General features: G+C 69.3%; 15 protein-coding genes. 5 read left to right on the top strand and 10 right to left on the bottom strand.

The features are described 5' to 3' along the window. Positions 1 to 145 precede the first annotated feature (145 nt). Genes KME77_RS03300 through clpS form a run of 3 tightly spaced genes read right to left on the bottom strand, consistent with a single transcriptional unit; the run spans position 146 to position 1,395 of the window. Entirely contained in the window at positions 146 to 547 is a 402-nt protein-coding gene (locus KME77_RS03300) for a M67 family metallopeptidase (RefSeq protein ID WP_219461808.1), read from the bottom strand. 10 nt (positions 548 to 557) lie between these two features. Then, entirely contained in the window at positions 558 to 1,082 is a 525-nt protein-coding gene (locus KME77_RS03305; protein WP_219461810.1) for a DUF2017 domain-containing protein, read from the bottom strand. A gap of 10 nt (positions 1,083 to 1,092) precedes the next feature. Beyond that, positions 1,093 to 1,395, bottom strand: coding sequence for an ATP-dependent Clp protease adapter ClpS (gene clpS / locus KME77_RS03310; protein ID WP_219461811.1), 303 nt, complete (start codon positions 1,393 to 1,395; stop codon positions 1,093 to 1,095). Between the two features lie 37 nt (positions 1,396 to 1,432). Here clpS and KME77_RS03315 point away from each other — a divergent pair, with 37 nt between their 5' ends. From KME77_RS03315 to KME77_RS03330, 4 genes are all read left to right on the top strand, one after another. Beyond that, positions 1,433 to 2,716 carry a nicotinate phosphoribosyltransferase gene (locus KME77_RS03315; RefSeq protein WP_219461827.1) on the top strand — a complete coding sequence of 428 codons (1,284 nt, stop codon included), beginning with the start codon at positions 1,433 to 1,435 and terminating at the stop codon, positions 2,714 to 2,716. Positions 2,717 to 2,731: 15 nt separating this feature from the next. Beyond that, positions 2,732 to 3,301, top strand: coding sequence for a nicotinamidase (locus KME77_RS03320; RefSeq protein WP_219461812.1), 570 nt, complete (start codon positions 2,732 to 2,734; stop codon positions 3,299 to 3,301). Positions 3,302 to 3,447: 146 nt separating this feature from the next. Next, a complete protein-coding gene (locus tag KME77_RS03325; protein WP_219461813.1) occupies positions 3,448 to 4,047 on the top strand; it encodes a hypothetical protein in 600 nt (199 codons plus the stop codon). 62 nt (positions 4,048 to 4,109) lie between these two features. Then, positions 4,110 to 4,949, top strand: coding sequence for an alpha/beta hydrolase (locus KME77_RS03330; protein WP_219461814.1), 840 nt, complete (start codon positions 4,110 to 4,112; stop codon positions 4,947 to 4,949). A gap of 32 nt (positions 4,950 to 4,981) precedes the next feature. On the opposite strand, the gene KME77_RS03335 is transcribed toward KME77_RS03330, so the two are convergent. From KME77_RS03335 to KME77_RS03365, 7 genes are all read right to left on the bottom strand, one after another. Next, positions 4,982 to 5,353, bottom strand: coding sequence for an STAS domain-containing protein (locus KME77_RS03335; RefSeq protein WP_219461815.1), 372 nt, complete (start codon positions 5,351 to 5,353; stop codon positions 4,982 to 4,984). 491 nt (positions 5,354 to 5,844) lie between these two features. Next, a complete protein-coding gene (locus KME77_RS03340) occupies positions 5,845 to 7,596 on the bottom strand; it encodes a DEAD/DEAH box helicase (protein WP_308250524.1) in 1,752 nt (583 codons plus the stop codon). A gap of 133 nt (positions 7,597 to 7,729) precedes the next feature. Further along, on the bottom strand, positions 7,730 to 8,704 hold the full coding sequence (locus KME77_RS03345) for a hypothetical protein (RefSeq protein WP_219461817.1): 975 nt from the start codon (positions 8,702 to 8,704) through the stop codon (positions 7,730 to 7,732). 470 nt (positions 8,705 to 9,174) lie between these two features. Continuing rightward, positions 9,175 to 10,578, bottom strand: coding sequence for an MFS transporter (locus KME77_RS03350; RefSeq protein ID WP_219461818.1), 1,404 nt, complete (start codon positions 10,576 to 10,578; stop codon positions 9,175 to 9,177). Positions 10,579 to 10,698: 120 nt separating this feature from the next. Beyond that, positions 10,699 to 11,490 (bottom strand): zinc metalloprotease, encoded by a 792-nt coding sequence (locus KME77_RS03355; RefSeq protein ID WP_246609102.1) that lies wholly within the window; start codon positions 11,488 to 11,490, stop codon positions 10,699 to 10,701. 317 nt (positions 11,491 to 11,807) lie between these two features. Beyond that, positions 11,808 to 12,062 carry a DUF3039 domain-containing protein gene (locus KME77_RS03360; protein WP_219461823.1) on the bottom strand — a complete coding sequence of 85 codons (255 nt, stop codon included), beginning with the start codon at positions 12,060 to 12,062 and terminating at the stop codon, positions 11,808 to 11,810. A gap of 160 nt (positions 12,063 to 12,222) precedes the next feature. Continuing rightward, a complete protein-coding gene (locus tag KME77_RS03365) occupies positions 12,223 to 13,836 on the bottom strand; it encodes an MFS transporter (protein ID WP_219461824.1) in 1,614 nt (537 codons plus the stop codon). Between the two features lie 143 nt (positions 13,837 to 13,979). Here KME77_RS03365 and KME77_RS03370 point away from each other — a divergent pair, with 143 nt between their 5' ends. Continuing rightward, entirely contained in the window at positions 13,980 to 14,591 is a 612-nt protein-coding gene (locus KME77_RS03370) for a TetR family transcriptional regulator (RefSeq protein WP_219461826.1), read from the top strand. Positions 14,592 to 14,768 lie beyond the last annotated feature (177 nt).

A 14,768-nucleotide genomic window follows, 5' to 3' on the forward strand; every position in this document is an offset into this window, starting at 1 on the left:
GTCGTCCCGTCGGCACCAACGCCGACGGCCGTTCGCGGATTCCTGCGGCGGCCCCCTATAACGGACCCCGCGTCGGATCAGCGACAGTCGTAGACGACGACGGCCGGGGTGTGCGCGAAGAGATAACTCTGCACCGGCCTGCCCATCATGGGAGGAATCTTACCTCTTCCTCGGTTATCTCCCCATCGAGGATCCGGTACGAGCGGAACTCCGTCTTGTCCTCGTCCCTGGTGGAGACCAGGACGTAGTGGGCGTTCGGCTCGGAGGCGTAGGACACGTCGGTGCGCGACGGGTACGCCTCGGTCGCGGTGTGCGAGTGGTAGATCACGACCGGCTCCTCGTCGCGGTCGTCCATCTCGCGCCAGACGCGCAGCTGCTCCATCGAGTCGAAGCGGTAGAAGGTGGGCGAACGCTCGGCGTTCTCCATCTTGACGAACCGCTCGGGGACGCCGTCGCGCCCGGCGATGACGCCGCACGCCTCGTCGGGGTGGTCCGCCCGGGCATGGGCAACGATCTTGTCGACCAGTTCCTGCGAGATCGTCAGCATGTCCCGGAAGCTACCAGAGGGCCCGGACCAGGGTGTCCTGGAGGTAGGTCAGCCAGTCGTAGGTGACGTAGGCCGGGTAGCGCGGATCGTCCTCGGACATGGCGGCGATCTCGTCGTGGACCTCCTCGGTCACCTCCAGCTTGGTGCCGAGCGCGAGGCGGACGTCGTTGAGCGAGCGCAGCCACGCCTGGGCCTGCTCGGGCGTCAGCTCGCTGCGGCCGGGCCTGGCTGTGTCGAGCATGGTCTGGGCGTCGGCGCGCTTGCCGTCGCGCAGCGTCGCCTCGGTGTAGCGCCGGAACTCCGAGGCCTCCTTCTCGTCCTCGTACGCCGAGGGGAACAGCCTGGCCAGCACCGGATCGGAGGGCGCCTCGGCGGTCCCGATGCCCAGCGCGCGCTCCAGCGGGTCGTCGCCCGTCTCCCCCGGCGCGATCAGGCCGAGCACCTGCGAGACGAGGGAGCGCAGGATCGACACCTCCGCCGCCTCGAACACCGCGACGACCCCGCCGCCGTCGCGCGTGGAGAACCCCGAGTTCACTTTTCGCGCCTCACTTGACCGAGTCTGGTTGGACAGTGGCCCACAAGCCGTAGGAGTGGAGGATCTGCACGTCGCGCTCCATCTCCTCGCGGGTGCCGCTGGAGACCACGGCCTTGCCCTTCTTGTGCACGTCCATCATGAGTTTCTCGGCCTTCTGCTTGGAGTAGCCGAAGACCGTCTGGAAGACGTACGTCACATAGGACATGAGGTTGACCGGGTCGTTCCAGACAATCGTCACCCACGGCAGCTCGGGCCGGACGTCCGTTGAAGGACGCTCGACGGCGATTGGAGCGGTGCTTCCCACATCCCCCATCCTGCCCTACCTCAGCCGTAGTCTTCGAGTCGTGACAATGACCATGAGCACCGCGTTGCTCACAGATCACTATGAGCTGACAATGCTGCAGGCGGCCCTGCGGAGCGGCGCCGCCCACAGACGGGCCGTTTTTGAGGTGTTCGCCAGGCATTTGCCGGGTGGCCGTCGTTACGGAGTTGTCGCCGGTACAGGACGCCTCCTGGAGGAGCTGGAAGGCTTCCGTTTTCGTGACGAAGAACTCACCTATCTGCGGGAGAAGGAGGTGGTCGACGAGTCGACGCTCGACTTCCTGGCCGGCTACCGCTTCTCGGGCGACATCTTCGGCTACGGCGAGGGCGACCTCTACTTCCCGGCCTCCCCGATCATGGTGGTGGAGGGCACGTTCGCCGAGGCCGTGCTGCTGGAGACCGTCACCCTGTCGATCCTGAACCACGACTGCGCCATCGCCTCGGCCGCCTCCCGGATGGTCAACGCGGCGGGGCAGCGGCCGCTGATCGAGATGGGCTCGCGCCGCACCCACGAGTGGTCGGCCGTGGCCGCCGCCCGCGCCGCCTATATCGCCGGCTTCGCCTCCACCTCCAACCTGATGGCCGGCCGTCTGTACGGGGTCCCCACGGCAGGCACGGCGGCGCACGCGTTCACGCTGCTGCACGACTCGGAGCGGGCCGCGTTCGAGGCCCAGATCGCCTCGCTGGGGCAGGGGACGACGCTGCTCGTGGACACCTACGACGTGCCCGAGGCGGTGCGCACGGCCGTCGAGCTGGCCGGCGCCAAGCTGGGCGCGGTCCGGATCGACTCCGGCGACCTGGCGGCGGCGGCCCAGGAGGTGCGCGAGCAGCTCGACGCGCTCGGCGCGTTCAACACCCGCGTCCTGGTCACCTCCGACCTGGACGAGTACGCCATCGCCGCGCTGGCCGCCGCCCCCGTGGACGGCTACGGCGTGGGCACCTCGCTGGTGACCGGCTCCGGCGTGCCGACGGCGGCGCTGGTCTACAAGCTGGTGGCGCGCGAGACCGCCACGGGCGAGCTGGAGCCGGTCGCCAAGCGCTCGGTCGGCAAGCCCTCACGCGGCGGCCGCAAGAACGCCTACCGCCTCTACGACGAGCACGGCCACGCCGAGACCGAGCTGGTCACGACGTCGGGCGCGGTCCCCGACGGCGGCGTCCCGCTGCTGCGCCCGCTCGTCCGCGACGGCGCGGTCGTGGGCAGGGAGCCGCTGGCCACGGCCCGCGAGCGGCACGCCGAGGCCGTCTCGAAGCTCCCCCAGGACGCGCTGCACCTCGGCAGGGGGTACGCGGCCATCCCCACGGAATTCGCCTGACGTATGGTGATCCGTATGGCGACCGCGCTGATCATCGTCGACGTGCAGAACGACTTCTGCGAGGGTGGCAGCCTGCCCGTGGCGGGCGGCTCAGAGGTGGCGGCCGGGATCACCCGCTACGTGGCCGACCACGGCTACGACCACGTCGTGGCCACCCGCGACTACCACGTCAGCCCCGGCGACCACTTCGCCGAGTCCCCCGACTACGTCTCCACCTGGCCCGCGCACTGCGTCGCCGGGACGCCGGGCGCGGACTTCCATCCGGCGTTCGACGTGTCCGGTGTGGAGGAGGTGTTCTCCAAGGGCGCCTACGCCGCCGCGTACAGCGGGTTCGAGGGCGCCTCCGGCGACGGCGTGACGCTGGGCGACTGGCTAAAGCGGCGCGGGGTGTCCGAGGTGGACATCGTCGGCATCGCCACGGACCACTGCGTGCGCGCCACCGCCCTGGACGCCGTCGAGCACGGGCTGTCCGTACGGGTGCTGCTCGACCTCACGGCCGGGGTGGCCCGCCAGACCACGGACGCGGCGCTGTCGGAGCTGACCGCGGCCGGAGCCGTTCTCCAGGGGGCTCCCACCGTGCATTGATCACATTGAGTACACAGTGCGCAACACTGTGGTCATGTGATATCCAAGATGACGAATGCTCTCCGAACGCACGCTACTACGGAGAGCGACCTTTCTTGAATGTCTCTGTCCACGCCCGTACTCGTGCCCTGTGTGAGGTTCCCCGCATGCTCGCCTTCTCGCTCGGCCTGGCCTGGCTGCTGCTCGCCCCTCTCGCTCTGTGGGTGCTCGTCCGCGGCCACAACCTGGCCAGGGTGGGGGCCGTGCTGACGCTGGCGCTGCTGGAGCTGGCCACGATCGCCATGAACCGCGTCACCGCCAGGCACGACGAGCAGCGGGGGCCGGCCGTCGTCGCGCACGACGTGCCGCAGCCGAGCGGCTGCGTGACGCGCATGCCGGTGCCCGAGACGGCGCGGCTGAGCGGCGCGCGTGACGGCCTCACGTTGTCCTGGCCCGCCGTGCCCGGCGAGTGCGACACGGCCAAGGTCGTGCTCCGCGCCGAGGGACGCAAGCTGCGCGTCTGGGTGCACGAGGGCCCGCTGCACGGCCACCACGGAGGGGCCGAGACGGTGCCGATCCGGGTGGTCGGCGGCTCCGCGACACTGCGGGTGCCGCTCGACCCGCCCGCCCGCAAGCGCTCCCGGGCGGTCGACGGCCGCACCGGGCACCGCATCCCGTCCGCCGCGAACGCCGGCGGACAGCTTCGCGAACGCGAGCGGACAGCTTCGCGAACGCCGGCGGACAGCTTCGCGAACGCGGGCAGGTGACCTCGCAAAGGCGGGCAAATGGCCCATGGACGCGGCGCCTGCCGCGATCTAGCTTCTGAGCTATGTCGACTTCACACGATGTTGAGCGGATCGAGCAGGCGAACGCCTCCGGGCGCACCCCGGTCGTGTTCGTGCACGGGCTCTGGCTGCTGCCGAGCAGCTGGGACCGCTGGGGCGAGGTCTTCGCCGAGGCCGGTTACACGCCGATCGCGCTGGGCTGGCCGGACGACCCCGAGACCGTCAGCGAGGCCAAGGAGCACCCCGAGGTCTTCGCCAACAAGACGGTCGGCCAGATCGCCGACCACATCGAGTCGCTGATCTCCAAGTTGTCGGCCAGGCCCGCCATCGTCGGCCACTCCTTCGGCGGCCTGCTCGCGCAGATCCTCGCCGGTCGCGGCCTGTCCGCGGTGACCGTCGCGATCGACCCCGCCCCGTTCCGCGGCGTGCTGCCCCTGCCGATCTCCGCGCTGCGCTCGGCCTCCCCCGTGCTCGCCAACCCGGCCAACATCCACCGCGCCGTGCCGCTCACGTACGAGCAGTTCCGGTACGGGTTCGCCAACGCCGTCAGCGAGGACGAGGCCAAGGAGCTGTACGAGACGTACGCCGTCGCGGCCCCCGGCGCCCCGCTCTTCCAGGCCGCCACGGCGAACCTCAACCCCTGGACCGAGGCCAAGGTCAACAGCAAGAGCCCGGACCGGGGCCCGCTGCTGATCATCTCCGGTGAGAAGGACCACACGGTGCCGTGGGCGCTGTCCAACGCCGCCTACAAGAAGCAGAAGCGCAACCGCGCCGTCACCGAGATCGTCGAGATCCCCGGCCGGGGCCACGCGCTCACCATCGACAGCGGCTGGCGCGAGGTCGCCGACACCGCCCTCGACTTCGTCCGCCGCTTCGCCACCTGACGTTCACGCCGCCGGGAAGGCTCAGGGGGTCATCAGGTCGCGGTCTGCCGCAGGGCGTCGTCGAAGTCGGCGTACACCTCGAACGCGTGCCGCAACCCCGTGATCGACAGCACCCGCGCCATGACCCCCTGCACGCCGCCGAGCATCAGCCTGGTCCCCCTGGCCTCGCACCGCTGCAGCACCACCAAGAGCTCGCTCATCCCCATGGAGTCACAGAACGTGATCTCCTGCAGATCCAGCACCAGGAAGGGCTTGACCGGAAGCTCCCAGATCCGCCCCATGTGCTCGCGGAACATCGGCACCGCGAACGCATCCAGATCACCATTCAGCCGGCTGACAATGGCGTTTCCGGCGAGGCCAGAAGTGACGTCGAACGTCGACTTTCCTGTGGCCTCAGATGACATGGGGGGAATCCTTCTGCATATGCCAAGGCAGCCATCGTTGGTTGTTGCCGGTTCCGGTGGTCGTCTAACGAGAGGCCACGGGGGTGTGGCCAAACGCATAGAGTCACGGAGCGTCACTACCTTGGAACGCCTGCCTCGACCGGCGCTTGAGCCACTTCCCGAAGCATGGAGGCCGGGACGTGAGCGGGGCTCTACTGCTGCCGTGTCCTAACCGTGACACTTCCGGCGGCGCCCGGCCACCGGATCGCCAAGATCGCTATGAACTTCCCAACCCCAGCGGCCTCAACGCCCCCGAAACCGCACTCCACCCCCGCCCGCTCCGCCCCGGCCCACTCCCACCTGGACCCGCTTCACCACAGCCGGCTCCACCTCGGCCCGCACCACAACGCGCCCCGTCCCCACAACTCATCGCCCACTCATCAGCGGATTCCGCCACGTCCCGCGCCCCGGCACGTCCCAGGCCCCGCCACACCCTCCACCCACGGCCTCGGCTAACGCCGCTGGGTGGCCCACTGCCGGATCTTGTCGATCCGTTCCTGGATCTGGACGGCCGTGGCCTGCGCGATCGGCGGCCCGCCGCACGCCCGCCGCAACTCCGAGTGGATCACCCCGTGCGGCTGCCCCGTCCGGTGGTTCCAGGCTCCCACCAGGCCGTTGAGCTCCCGGCGCAGCTCGGCGATCTGCTCGTGCGGCGCCAGCGCGGCCGGACCCGTCTCGGCCGGCTTCTTGGCCCGGGCGGCCTGCTGGTCGGACTGCCGTTTGCGCAGCAGCGTGGCCACCTGGTCGGGCTCCAGCAGCCCGGGGAGCCCGAGGAAGTCCTCCTCCTCGGCCGACCCGACCTCCGCCCCGGTGCCGAACTCGCCGCCGTCATACAGCACCCGGTCGAACGTCGCCGTCGTCTCCATGGTCTCGAACGGCAGCTCGTCACCAAGGACGTCCGGATTGTCCTTCTTCCTGTTGGCGTCCTCCAGCAGGCTGTCGTCGAGCCCGTCCTCGGGCGGACGGCGGTTGAGCACGTGGTCGCGCTCCACCTCCATCTCGTTGGCCAGCCCCATGAGGGTCGGCACCGACGGCAGGAACACCGAGGCCATCTCGCCGCGCTTGCGCGCACGGACGAAGCGCCCGACCGCCTGGGCGAAGAACAGCGGCGTGGATGTCGAGGTGGCATACACCCCCACGCACAGGCGCGGGATGTCCACGCCCTCCGACACCATGCGCACCGCCACCAGCCACCGATCGCCGGAGGACGCGAACTGCTTGATCTTCTTGGAGGCGCCGGGGTCGTCGGAGAGCACCACGGTGGCGCCTTCGCCGGAGATGTTGCGCAGGTGGCGGGCATAGGCGCGGGCGGCCTCGTGATCGGTGGCGATCACCAGCCCGGCGGCGTCGGGCACGCCCCGCCGCACCTCGGTGAGCCTGCGGTCGGCGGCCTGCATGACCTGGCGGATCCAGTCGCCCTTGGGGTCGAGCGCCGCCCGCCACGCCTGGGAGAGCTGGTCCTTGGTGAGCGGCGTGCCCAGGGTGGCCACCAGCTCGTCACCGGCGCGGGTGCGCCACTTCATCTCCCCCGAGTACGCCAGGAAGATGACCGGCCGCACGACCCCGTCGGCCAGGGCCGGGCCGTAGCCGTAGGAGTAGTCGGAGACGCTGCGCTTGAAGCCCTCGGCGTCCTCGTCGTAGCCGACGAACGGGATCGGGTTGTCGTCGGACCGGAACGGCGTGCCGGTCAGCTGCAGCCTGCGCGTGGCCGGCTCGAACGCCTCGCGGATGCCGTCGCCCCACGACTTGGCGTCGCCGGCGTGATGGATCTCGTCGAAGATGACGAGCGTCTTGCGCGCCTCCGTGCGCGCCCTGTGGAGGGCGGGATGCATGGCGACCTGCGCGTACGTGACCGCGACACCGACGTAGTCGCGGGAGGTGGCGCCCTGGCTGTTCTTGAACTCGGGGTCGATCATGATGCCGACCTTGCCGGCGGCGTCGGCCCACTGGCGCTTGAGGTGTTCGGTGGGGGTGACGATGGTGATCGACCTGATCACCCCGTTGGCGAGCAGCTCGCTGGCGATGCGCAGGGCGTAGGTCGTCTTGCCCGCGCCCGGCGTCGCCACGGTGAGGAAGTCACGCGGCTCGCGCCTGAAATACAGGTCGTACGCCTCCTGCTGCCAGGCCCGCAGCTTGGGGGCGGTGCCCCAGGCGGCGCGGTCGGGGTAGGAAGGCGACAGGTGGGATGCGGCGAACGTGCTCACCGCATCACCTCTGGGGTTCGTGTGCTTCGCTCTCTCACAGTGACCCAAGAGTAATCGGGGCCACCGACAAGACGTGCCGTGCACCGTGGATCCTGGCCAAGCTCATCCTCGCGTGCTAAGGGGCGTACGGGGCTTATCGCACACTCGACATGACCGCGTCGAGCGCCTGCCTTCTACCGGCTTCCTCAGGTTGGAGCAGTCCGACGAGCAGCACTGCCTTGCCGTCCCTGCTCAGGAGTGTGACACGGAGAAAGGCCGGTCTGTTGACCACATCCGCGTATTGCGCTCGTAGCGCACGCGTGTGACCTTGTGCGATTTCCTTGTCCTCCACGACTTCCACTTTGTCGCCCTTGAGCAGCAACCTGGAGTACAGCTCGGCCGAGTCCCTGGTCGCCCGCACCACATCGGCCACCGGCCCTGGCACCGGCCTGGCCATGACCAACGCCCCGTCGCCCCGCACCACGGACGTGAACCCCGTCACCGGCGGCACCGCCGCCTCCCGCCACCCCTGCGGCAACGTGATCGTCACCCCCGCCAGCGAATCGCTCAACCGCGCCGTCACCGGCTCCGGCTCGGCCATCCGCAACACCACCGAGACCAGCCCCGCGACCAGCCCCGTGGCCAGCAGCAACGCCAGCACCGCCGCCGCGGGCCGCCGCCACTTCCGGCTCCGCACCCGCCCCGGCAACCCGGGATCGGCCGGCGCCCCGTAGAACCTCGCCGACGGAGGCAACGACTCCCACGGCACCTGCGGGTCACCGTCGTCCGGCTCCAGCCCGCGCTCGGCGGTCCTGCGGATCTGCGGGTTCCACAGATCCTCCGGCTCCTCCTCGACCTGCCCCCGCCCGTGCCAGGAAGGCCCCCTGCGATCCCCCCGCCGCCCGTTGCTCCCCTGCGAACTGTTGCCGGCCTGTGCGCCGTTGCCGGCCCGTGGGTCGTTGCCGGCCTGCGGACCGTTACTGACCTGCGGAGTGTTGCTCGCGTACGGATTCCCCCGCCGCGGCGCCGCCACCGGCGGCTCGTCGTCCTCCTCGGCGGGCTCTGGAGAAGTACGGCGATGCCTGGCACTCGGACTCGACGGCGGCCAAACGCGACGATCGTCCTCCATGACACCTCCTTGTCCGCTGTCCTATCACTCCTTCGCCCACGGGTCCGGCGATCCGTGATCGCTGTGACAGGAGAGAAAAATCAACCCCTCACAATCTCCCCACCCCGCCATCCCGCCACCCATCTCCCCGGCCACCCCTGCCGTGACGAACGGACGAGTGAACGCGAGCGAGAGGCCGCCGGGCGAGCGGGCGAAGGAGGCGGGGTGAGCGAAGGAGGCGAGGCGGCGAGCGGTGCCCCTGGTCCTGCCACCATCGGCAGGCGACTCTTGGCGCCCTTCCCCGGCTCCGGCTCCGGCTCCGGCTCAGCGTGGCGGGTGCGGCTCCGGTTGTGCCGTGGTGCCGTTTCACCCGGGCCGTATCGGCGCCCGGCCACCATCCGGTCAGCGGCCGTCCCCCTGGAGGCCCTCAGCCCCGTACGGCGTGTGGGGCCGGCCCATGCGTGCCGTAAAAGAAGAAAACAGCCTGATAGTTAGAGTGACCTCGTACGGACGGCAAGCAGCGTGGCAGACAGAGCGATCGCCGCCATCAACCCGCAGATCACCACAAACCCCCGCGCGATCATCTCCGGACTGTGCCCGATCAGGTTGACCAGCGCACCCCCCACCCCCACCGCCAGCCCCGACCCCAGCATGTCCGTGACCGACAGCGCGGCGGAGTTCGCCCCCTGCTCGTGCACAGGCGACTGCTTCAGCGCCGTGACGCTGACCGTCGACATCCCGAGCCCCATCCCGAACCCCGCCACGATCCACGCGGGCACCGCCGTCCACCCCGTGACCCCCGGCAGCACGGACAGCACCGTCAGCAGGATCCCCGCCATGACGCACGCCGCCCCCAGCCTGATCCGCCGGTGGGCGTCGACCGTACGCCGGCTCTGCAGGTACGACCCGGTCGACCAGCCCAGCGCCCCGGTCGTCAGCGCGATGCCCGCCGCCGTCGGGTCGAACCCCTTGACCTGCTGGAGCGCGAGCGGGATGAACGAGTTCACGCCGAAGAAGGCGGCCGAGAACATGCCGCGCATCATGATCGTCGTCGGCAGCCCGCGCCCGAACCGCAGCGCTCCCGGCGGCAGCAGCTTGACCAGCCCGTACGCGAGGCACGCCAGTCCCCCCACCACCGCGATCGCGCTCGGGACGGGTGAGACGTGCAGTTTGTCCACGCCGTAGAGCAGCGTCCCCGCCCCACCGGCGGCGGCGGTCGCCGCGACGGTCATGAGAACCGGCCTGGCCCGGAGCGACTTCTCACCGGCGCCGGCCTCGTCACCCGCCGGCGGGGTGGACTTGTTCAGCGCCGGGATCAACATCACCAGGGCGGGCACCACCAGCGGGATGATCCCGAAGAACACCCACTGCCACCCCCAGATCTTCGCCACGAACCCCGCCACGGCGGGCCCCACCATGGCGGGCACCACCCAGGCCGCCGACAACGCCGCGAAGACCTTGGGCCGCACATCAGGCGGATAGACCCTCGCGATCATCACGTACACCGCGACGATCGTGCACCCGGCCCCCAGCCCCTGCACGCCCCGCGCCGCCAGGAACAGCGCCTTCGTCGGCGCGGCCCCCGCCAGCCCCATCCCGATCACGAACAGCACCACCCCGAGCAGGAACGGCGCCGTGTAACCGCGCCGGTCCGACCAGAGCCCGGACACCACGTTCGCGAACAGGCTGGCGATGAGGAACGCCGAGAAGCTCAGCCCGTACAGGTCGAGCGCGTCGAGCTCCTGCGACACGACCGGCATGACCACGCCGACCGACATGCCCTCGAACGCGATCAGCGTGATGACCAGCAGGATGCCGATGGTGGCCGTCCGATAGGCGGCACCGAAGATGCGAGGCGGGTCGTACGGAGTCTCGAGTGCTTTCGGTGCTGTCACCCGATCATCCTAGTTGTGCAGTTATGTCACAACCACGCACGGCCACAGTGCAAAAAAGACGATCACCCCGCAAATGCCCGGCTACCCCACAAAAGGGGCGGCTACCAGGCGCAGAACGGGTCAGAGAACATCGGGTCGACCGCGATAGACGGCCCACATCTGGTGCATGCGCTCCGCCTGCCCTGATGTGAACTCCGACATGCACCGATCGTGCGCGTAGTCCATGTAGTTGTGGATGGGGTCGGCGCCCTTCTCCGGACAGGACTCCTTGGTGTCCGGGCACCCCTCCGTGGGCTTGGCCTCCGGCGCGGTGTCGTCGATGCCGTCGCCCGGGGTCGCGCACCCGTTCTCGAAGGTGTGGAACAGGCCGAGCCAGTGCCCGATCTCGTGCACGCCGGTGAACCCGCGGCTGTAGTTGACCAGCGCGCCGCCCGGCAGGGTGCGCCAGTCGATCACCACGCCGTCGAGCCGGGGGCTGCCCTTGTACCAGTACGGATAGGTGGAGTAGCCGAGGACGAGGTCGCCGAGCTGGGCGATGTACAGGTTCAGCGTCTCGGGGCCGCCCTTGCGCAGGGCCGACTTCATGACCCGCTCGTTGCGGATCGGGTCGGTGAACCAGGAGGCGTTCTCCTCGACCGCGATCCCGTCCAGCCGGAACCGCACCCCGGTCGCCACCCCGCCCAGCGCGCCGCTGTAGGCGGAGTTGAGGGTCTTGATCTGCGCCCTGACGTCCGCGTCGCTCGCCTTGCGCGTCCCGTCGCTGAGCACGTGCACCCACGTCGGGACGGTCAGCTCGTGAGGCACGGTGACGCCGTCGAGCCGCTTGTCGAGCTGGGCCAGCACGTGCGCCACGTCCTGCGGTTTCGGCGCCCGCGGCTCCGGCGGCCGCGGCTCGTCATCCCGCCCGTACAAACGCGGAGACGGCCCGTACGCACCTGAAGACGGCCCGTACGCATGCGGAGACGGCCCGTACGCCTCCCGGCGCACTCCAGCGGAAACCCCGCCCCGAGCGGCCCCGTCCGGAATCGGGCACCCCAAGGAAGCCCGTACGGACGCCTGAGCTGACGCCCGGGCCGGCGCGGCCGGATATGGCGGCACGAGCCCGGCCGCGAGCAGGCATGCCAAAGAGACGGCGGTCGCGCGCCGGGCCATGCGATCCCCCATGACGGTGTGAGGCGGTCTGCATCCAGACCGTAACCTCACTACGGGCGATCACATGTGATCAACACTCACTCGTTCTTGTCGTCACCGCCACCCGGAGGCAGCCCCTCGTAGATTTCCTTGCACTCGGGGCACACCGGGTATTTCTTCGGGTCGCGGCTGGGCACCCAGACCTTGCCGCACAGGGCCCGGATCGGCGTGCCGGTCACCATGCTTTCGGTGATCTTGTGCTTGTCCGCGTAGTGCGCGAACCGCTCGTGATCGCCGTCGCCGTGCGACGTCCGCGGGGTGGTCTCCTGCTCAGGGAGGATCTTCGTGCTCACCCACCCGAGTCTATGCCCGCCCCACAACCCGAACGGAACACAACGGCGGCACGTACAGCGGACGACCGAACGCCCCGACAGCGAGCAGCGGACAGCCCGGCGATGCGGAACGGCCCCCGCCCGAAGAGGCAGGGACCGTCCCGGAAACTCCGAAGAGGCGTCAGCCCACGTGCACCGGCGCGCCCTCGGTCTTGCGACCGGCCTTGACGAACAGCGCCAGCACCGCCGTCAGCAACGCGATGCCGGTGCTGACCAGGAAGGCCAGGTGCATGCCGTCCATGAACGCGTTGTGCAGGGCCCCGCCGACGAGCTGCTGAAGCTGCTGCGGTGTCCCGGCCGGGAGTCCGCCGAACGCGGCCGCCTTCTCCAGCAGTGACAGCTGCTCCGGCGGGATGGCCTGGGCCGCCGGCCCGAGGTAGCCGGGCAGCTTGCTGGAGATCTCGGCCGCCATCACGGCGCCCAGGATCGCGGTGCCGAGCGCGCCGCCGACCTGCATGGCCGACTGCTGCACGCCGCCCGCGACGCCGCTGTACTCGATGGGGGCGTTGCCCACGATGATCTCGGTGGCGCCGACGAAGACCGGCGACAGGCCGAAGGCCAGCAGCACGAACGGGATGGCGCTCTCGATGAACGAGGCGTCGATGCTCAGGCGCGACATGAGGAACATCGACCCGGCGGTGATCACCAGGCCGGTGGCCATCGTGATCTTCGGGCCGAGCTTGCCGATCATCATGCCCGCCAGCGGCGAGGCGACGATCATGCCCGCGCTCATCGGCAGCATGCGCAGACCGGCGTCCAGCGGGCTCAGCCCGTGCACGCCCTGGAAGAAGAAGCCCAGGAAGAACATAGCCCCGAACATCGCGAACGCCACCATCATCATCAGCACGGTGCCGATGGAGATGGACGGGTTCCTGAACAGCGACAGCGGCACCAGCGGCTGCTTGGCCCTGCTCTGCCAGAAGATGAACGCGCCGATGAGCACCACGAACGCGCCCAGGAAGCCGAGCGTGGCGCTGTCGCCCCAGCCCCACTCGGGAGCCTTGATGATCGTCCAGACCAGCGAGAACATCGCGCCCGACAGCAGGACCACGCCCAGCCAGTCGATGCGGGCCAGCGACGGCACCCGGTTCTCCCTGATCAGGAAGATCCCCAGGACCAGGGCGATGATGCCGACCGGCGCGTTGATGAAGAACACCGACTCCCAGCTCACCTGCTGGACCAGCACACCGCCGACGATCGGGCCCGCGGCGCTGGACAGGCCGATGATGGCGCCCCACGCCCCCATCGCCTGGTTCAGCTTGTCACCGGGGAACGCCGCGCGCAGCAGCGCGAGGGCCGCGGGCTGGAGCAGGGCGCCGAACAGGCCCTGCAGCACGCGCAGGCCGATCAGCGCGCCGACCGGCGACACACCTGGAATGATGTCGGCCAGCTCCTGGCTCAGGCCGATCCCGACCGAGGAGAGCGCGAAGCCCGCGACACCGATCAGGAAGACCCGCTTGTGCCCGAAGAGGTCACCGAGTTTGCCTGCCGTGATGAGGAAGACCGCGAGCGCCAAGAGGTAACCGCTGGTCACCCACTGCAGGTCCGACAGCGACGCGCCGAGGTCCTGCTGGATGGACGGGTTGGCGATGCCGACGACGGTGCCGTCGAGCATGACCATGATGACGCCCAGGCTGACGGCCAGAAGCACCAGCCATGGATTACCGCTTCCCCCGGTCCTCTTGCGGCCAGGGCCGAGCGATGGCGGAACGTCAACCGCCTTCGCGTGAGCCATGTAGTCCCCCTCAGTACGTACTGCCCCGACTCGGGGCATAGATCTCTTAAGCCTCAGGTAATCTATGTCAGTTGATGACATCTGACAACCGAGTTTTAATTGGCTGGCTATGACTTATGACACAGACTGACAGGAAGGTTACGGTGGGACTACGGGAGCGTAAGAAGGAGAAGACGCGCCTGGCGATCCTCGACGCGGCGATCGACCTGTTCCTCGAACAAGGGTACGACTCGACCACCGTGGACCAGATCGCGGGGGCGGTCGAGATCTCCCCGCGCACGTTCTTCCGCTACTTCACCAGCAAGGACCATCTCGCCCTGTGGTTCCATGACCACGGCGAGGAGATCATGCTGGAGACCCTGCGCGACCGCCCGCTCGACGAACCCCCGTTCACGTCGCTGACCCATGCCTTGCGCGCGGTCCTTCGCGACATGCAGGACTCAACGGCCGAGGACGCCGCAAGATTCCTCAAACTGCGGAGACTTCTGGACGAGAACCCGCACCTGTTCGGCCTGTCGGTCGCCCGCGGCGCCGCGACCGAGCGCCGCCTGGCCGAGGAGGTGGCCGCCCGAAGGGGCGTCGACGTCACTACCGACCAGCGCACTCACCTTATCGTGGCGTTCGCGATGGCGACGATGCGGGTCGGGTTCGAGTGCCCGCGTCCCGACATGACGGCCGTCCAGAACATCGCGCGCCAGCTGGACGAGGCCATTGACCTGGCCCAGAACGCCTTCCGCCCCGACTGGGACACCTGAGCCGCGCGCTCCGGAAAGAGCGCCTGGTGCCGCGCGCTCCTGAAAGGCGCCTAGGGCCTGTTTCAGAAGTGGATCATTTCGGTGATCCACTTCTGGGATGATCTTTGGGTGAGTCGTGGTGATCTGTCTTCCGCTGAGTGGGCGGTGCTGGAGCCGTTGTTGCCGGTCGGCAAGAAG

The sequence above is a fragment of the Nonomuraea rhizosphaerae genome, from assembly GCF_019396405.1.
GTDB classification, from domain to species: Bacteria; Actinomycetota; Actinomycetes; order Streptosporangiales; family Streptosporangiaceae; genus Nonomuraea; species Nonomuraea rhizosphaerae.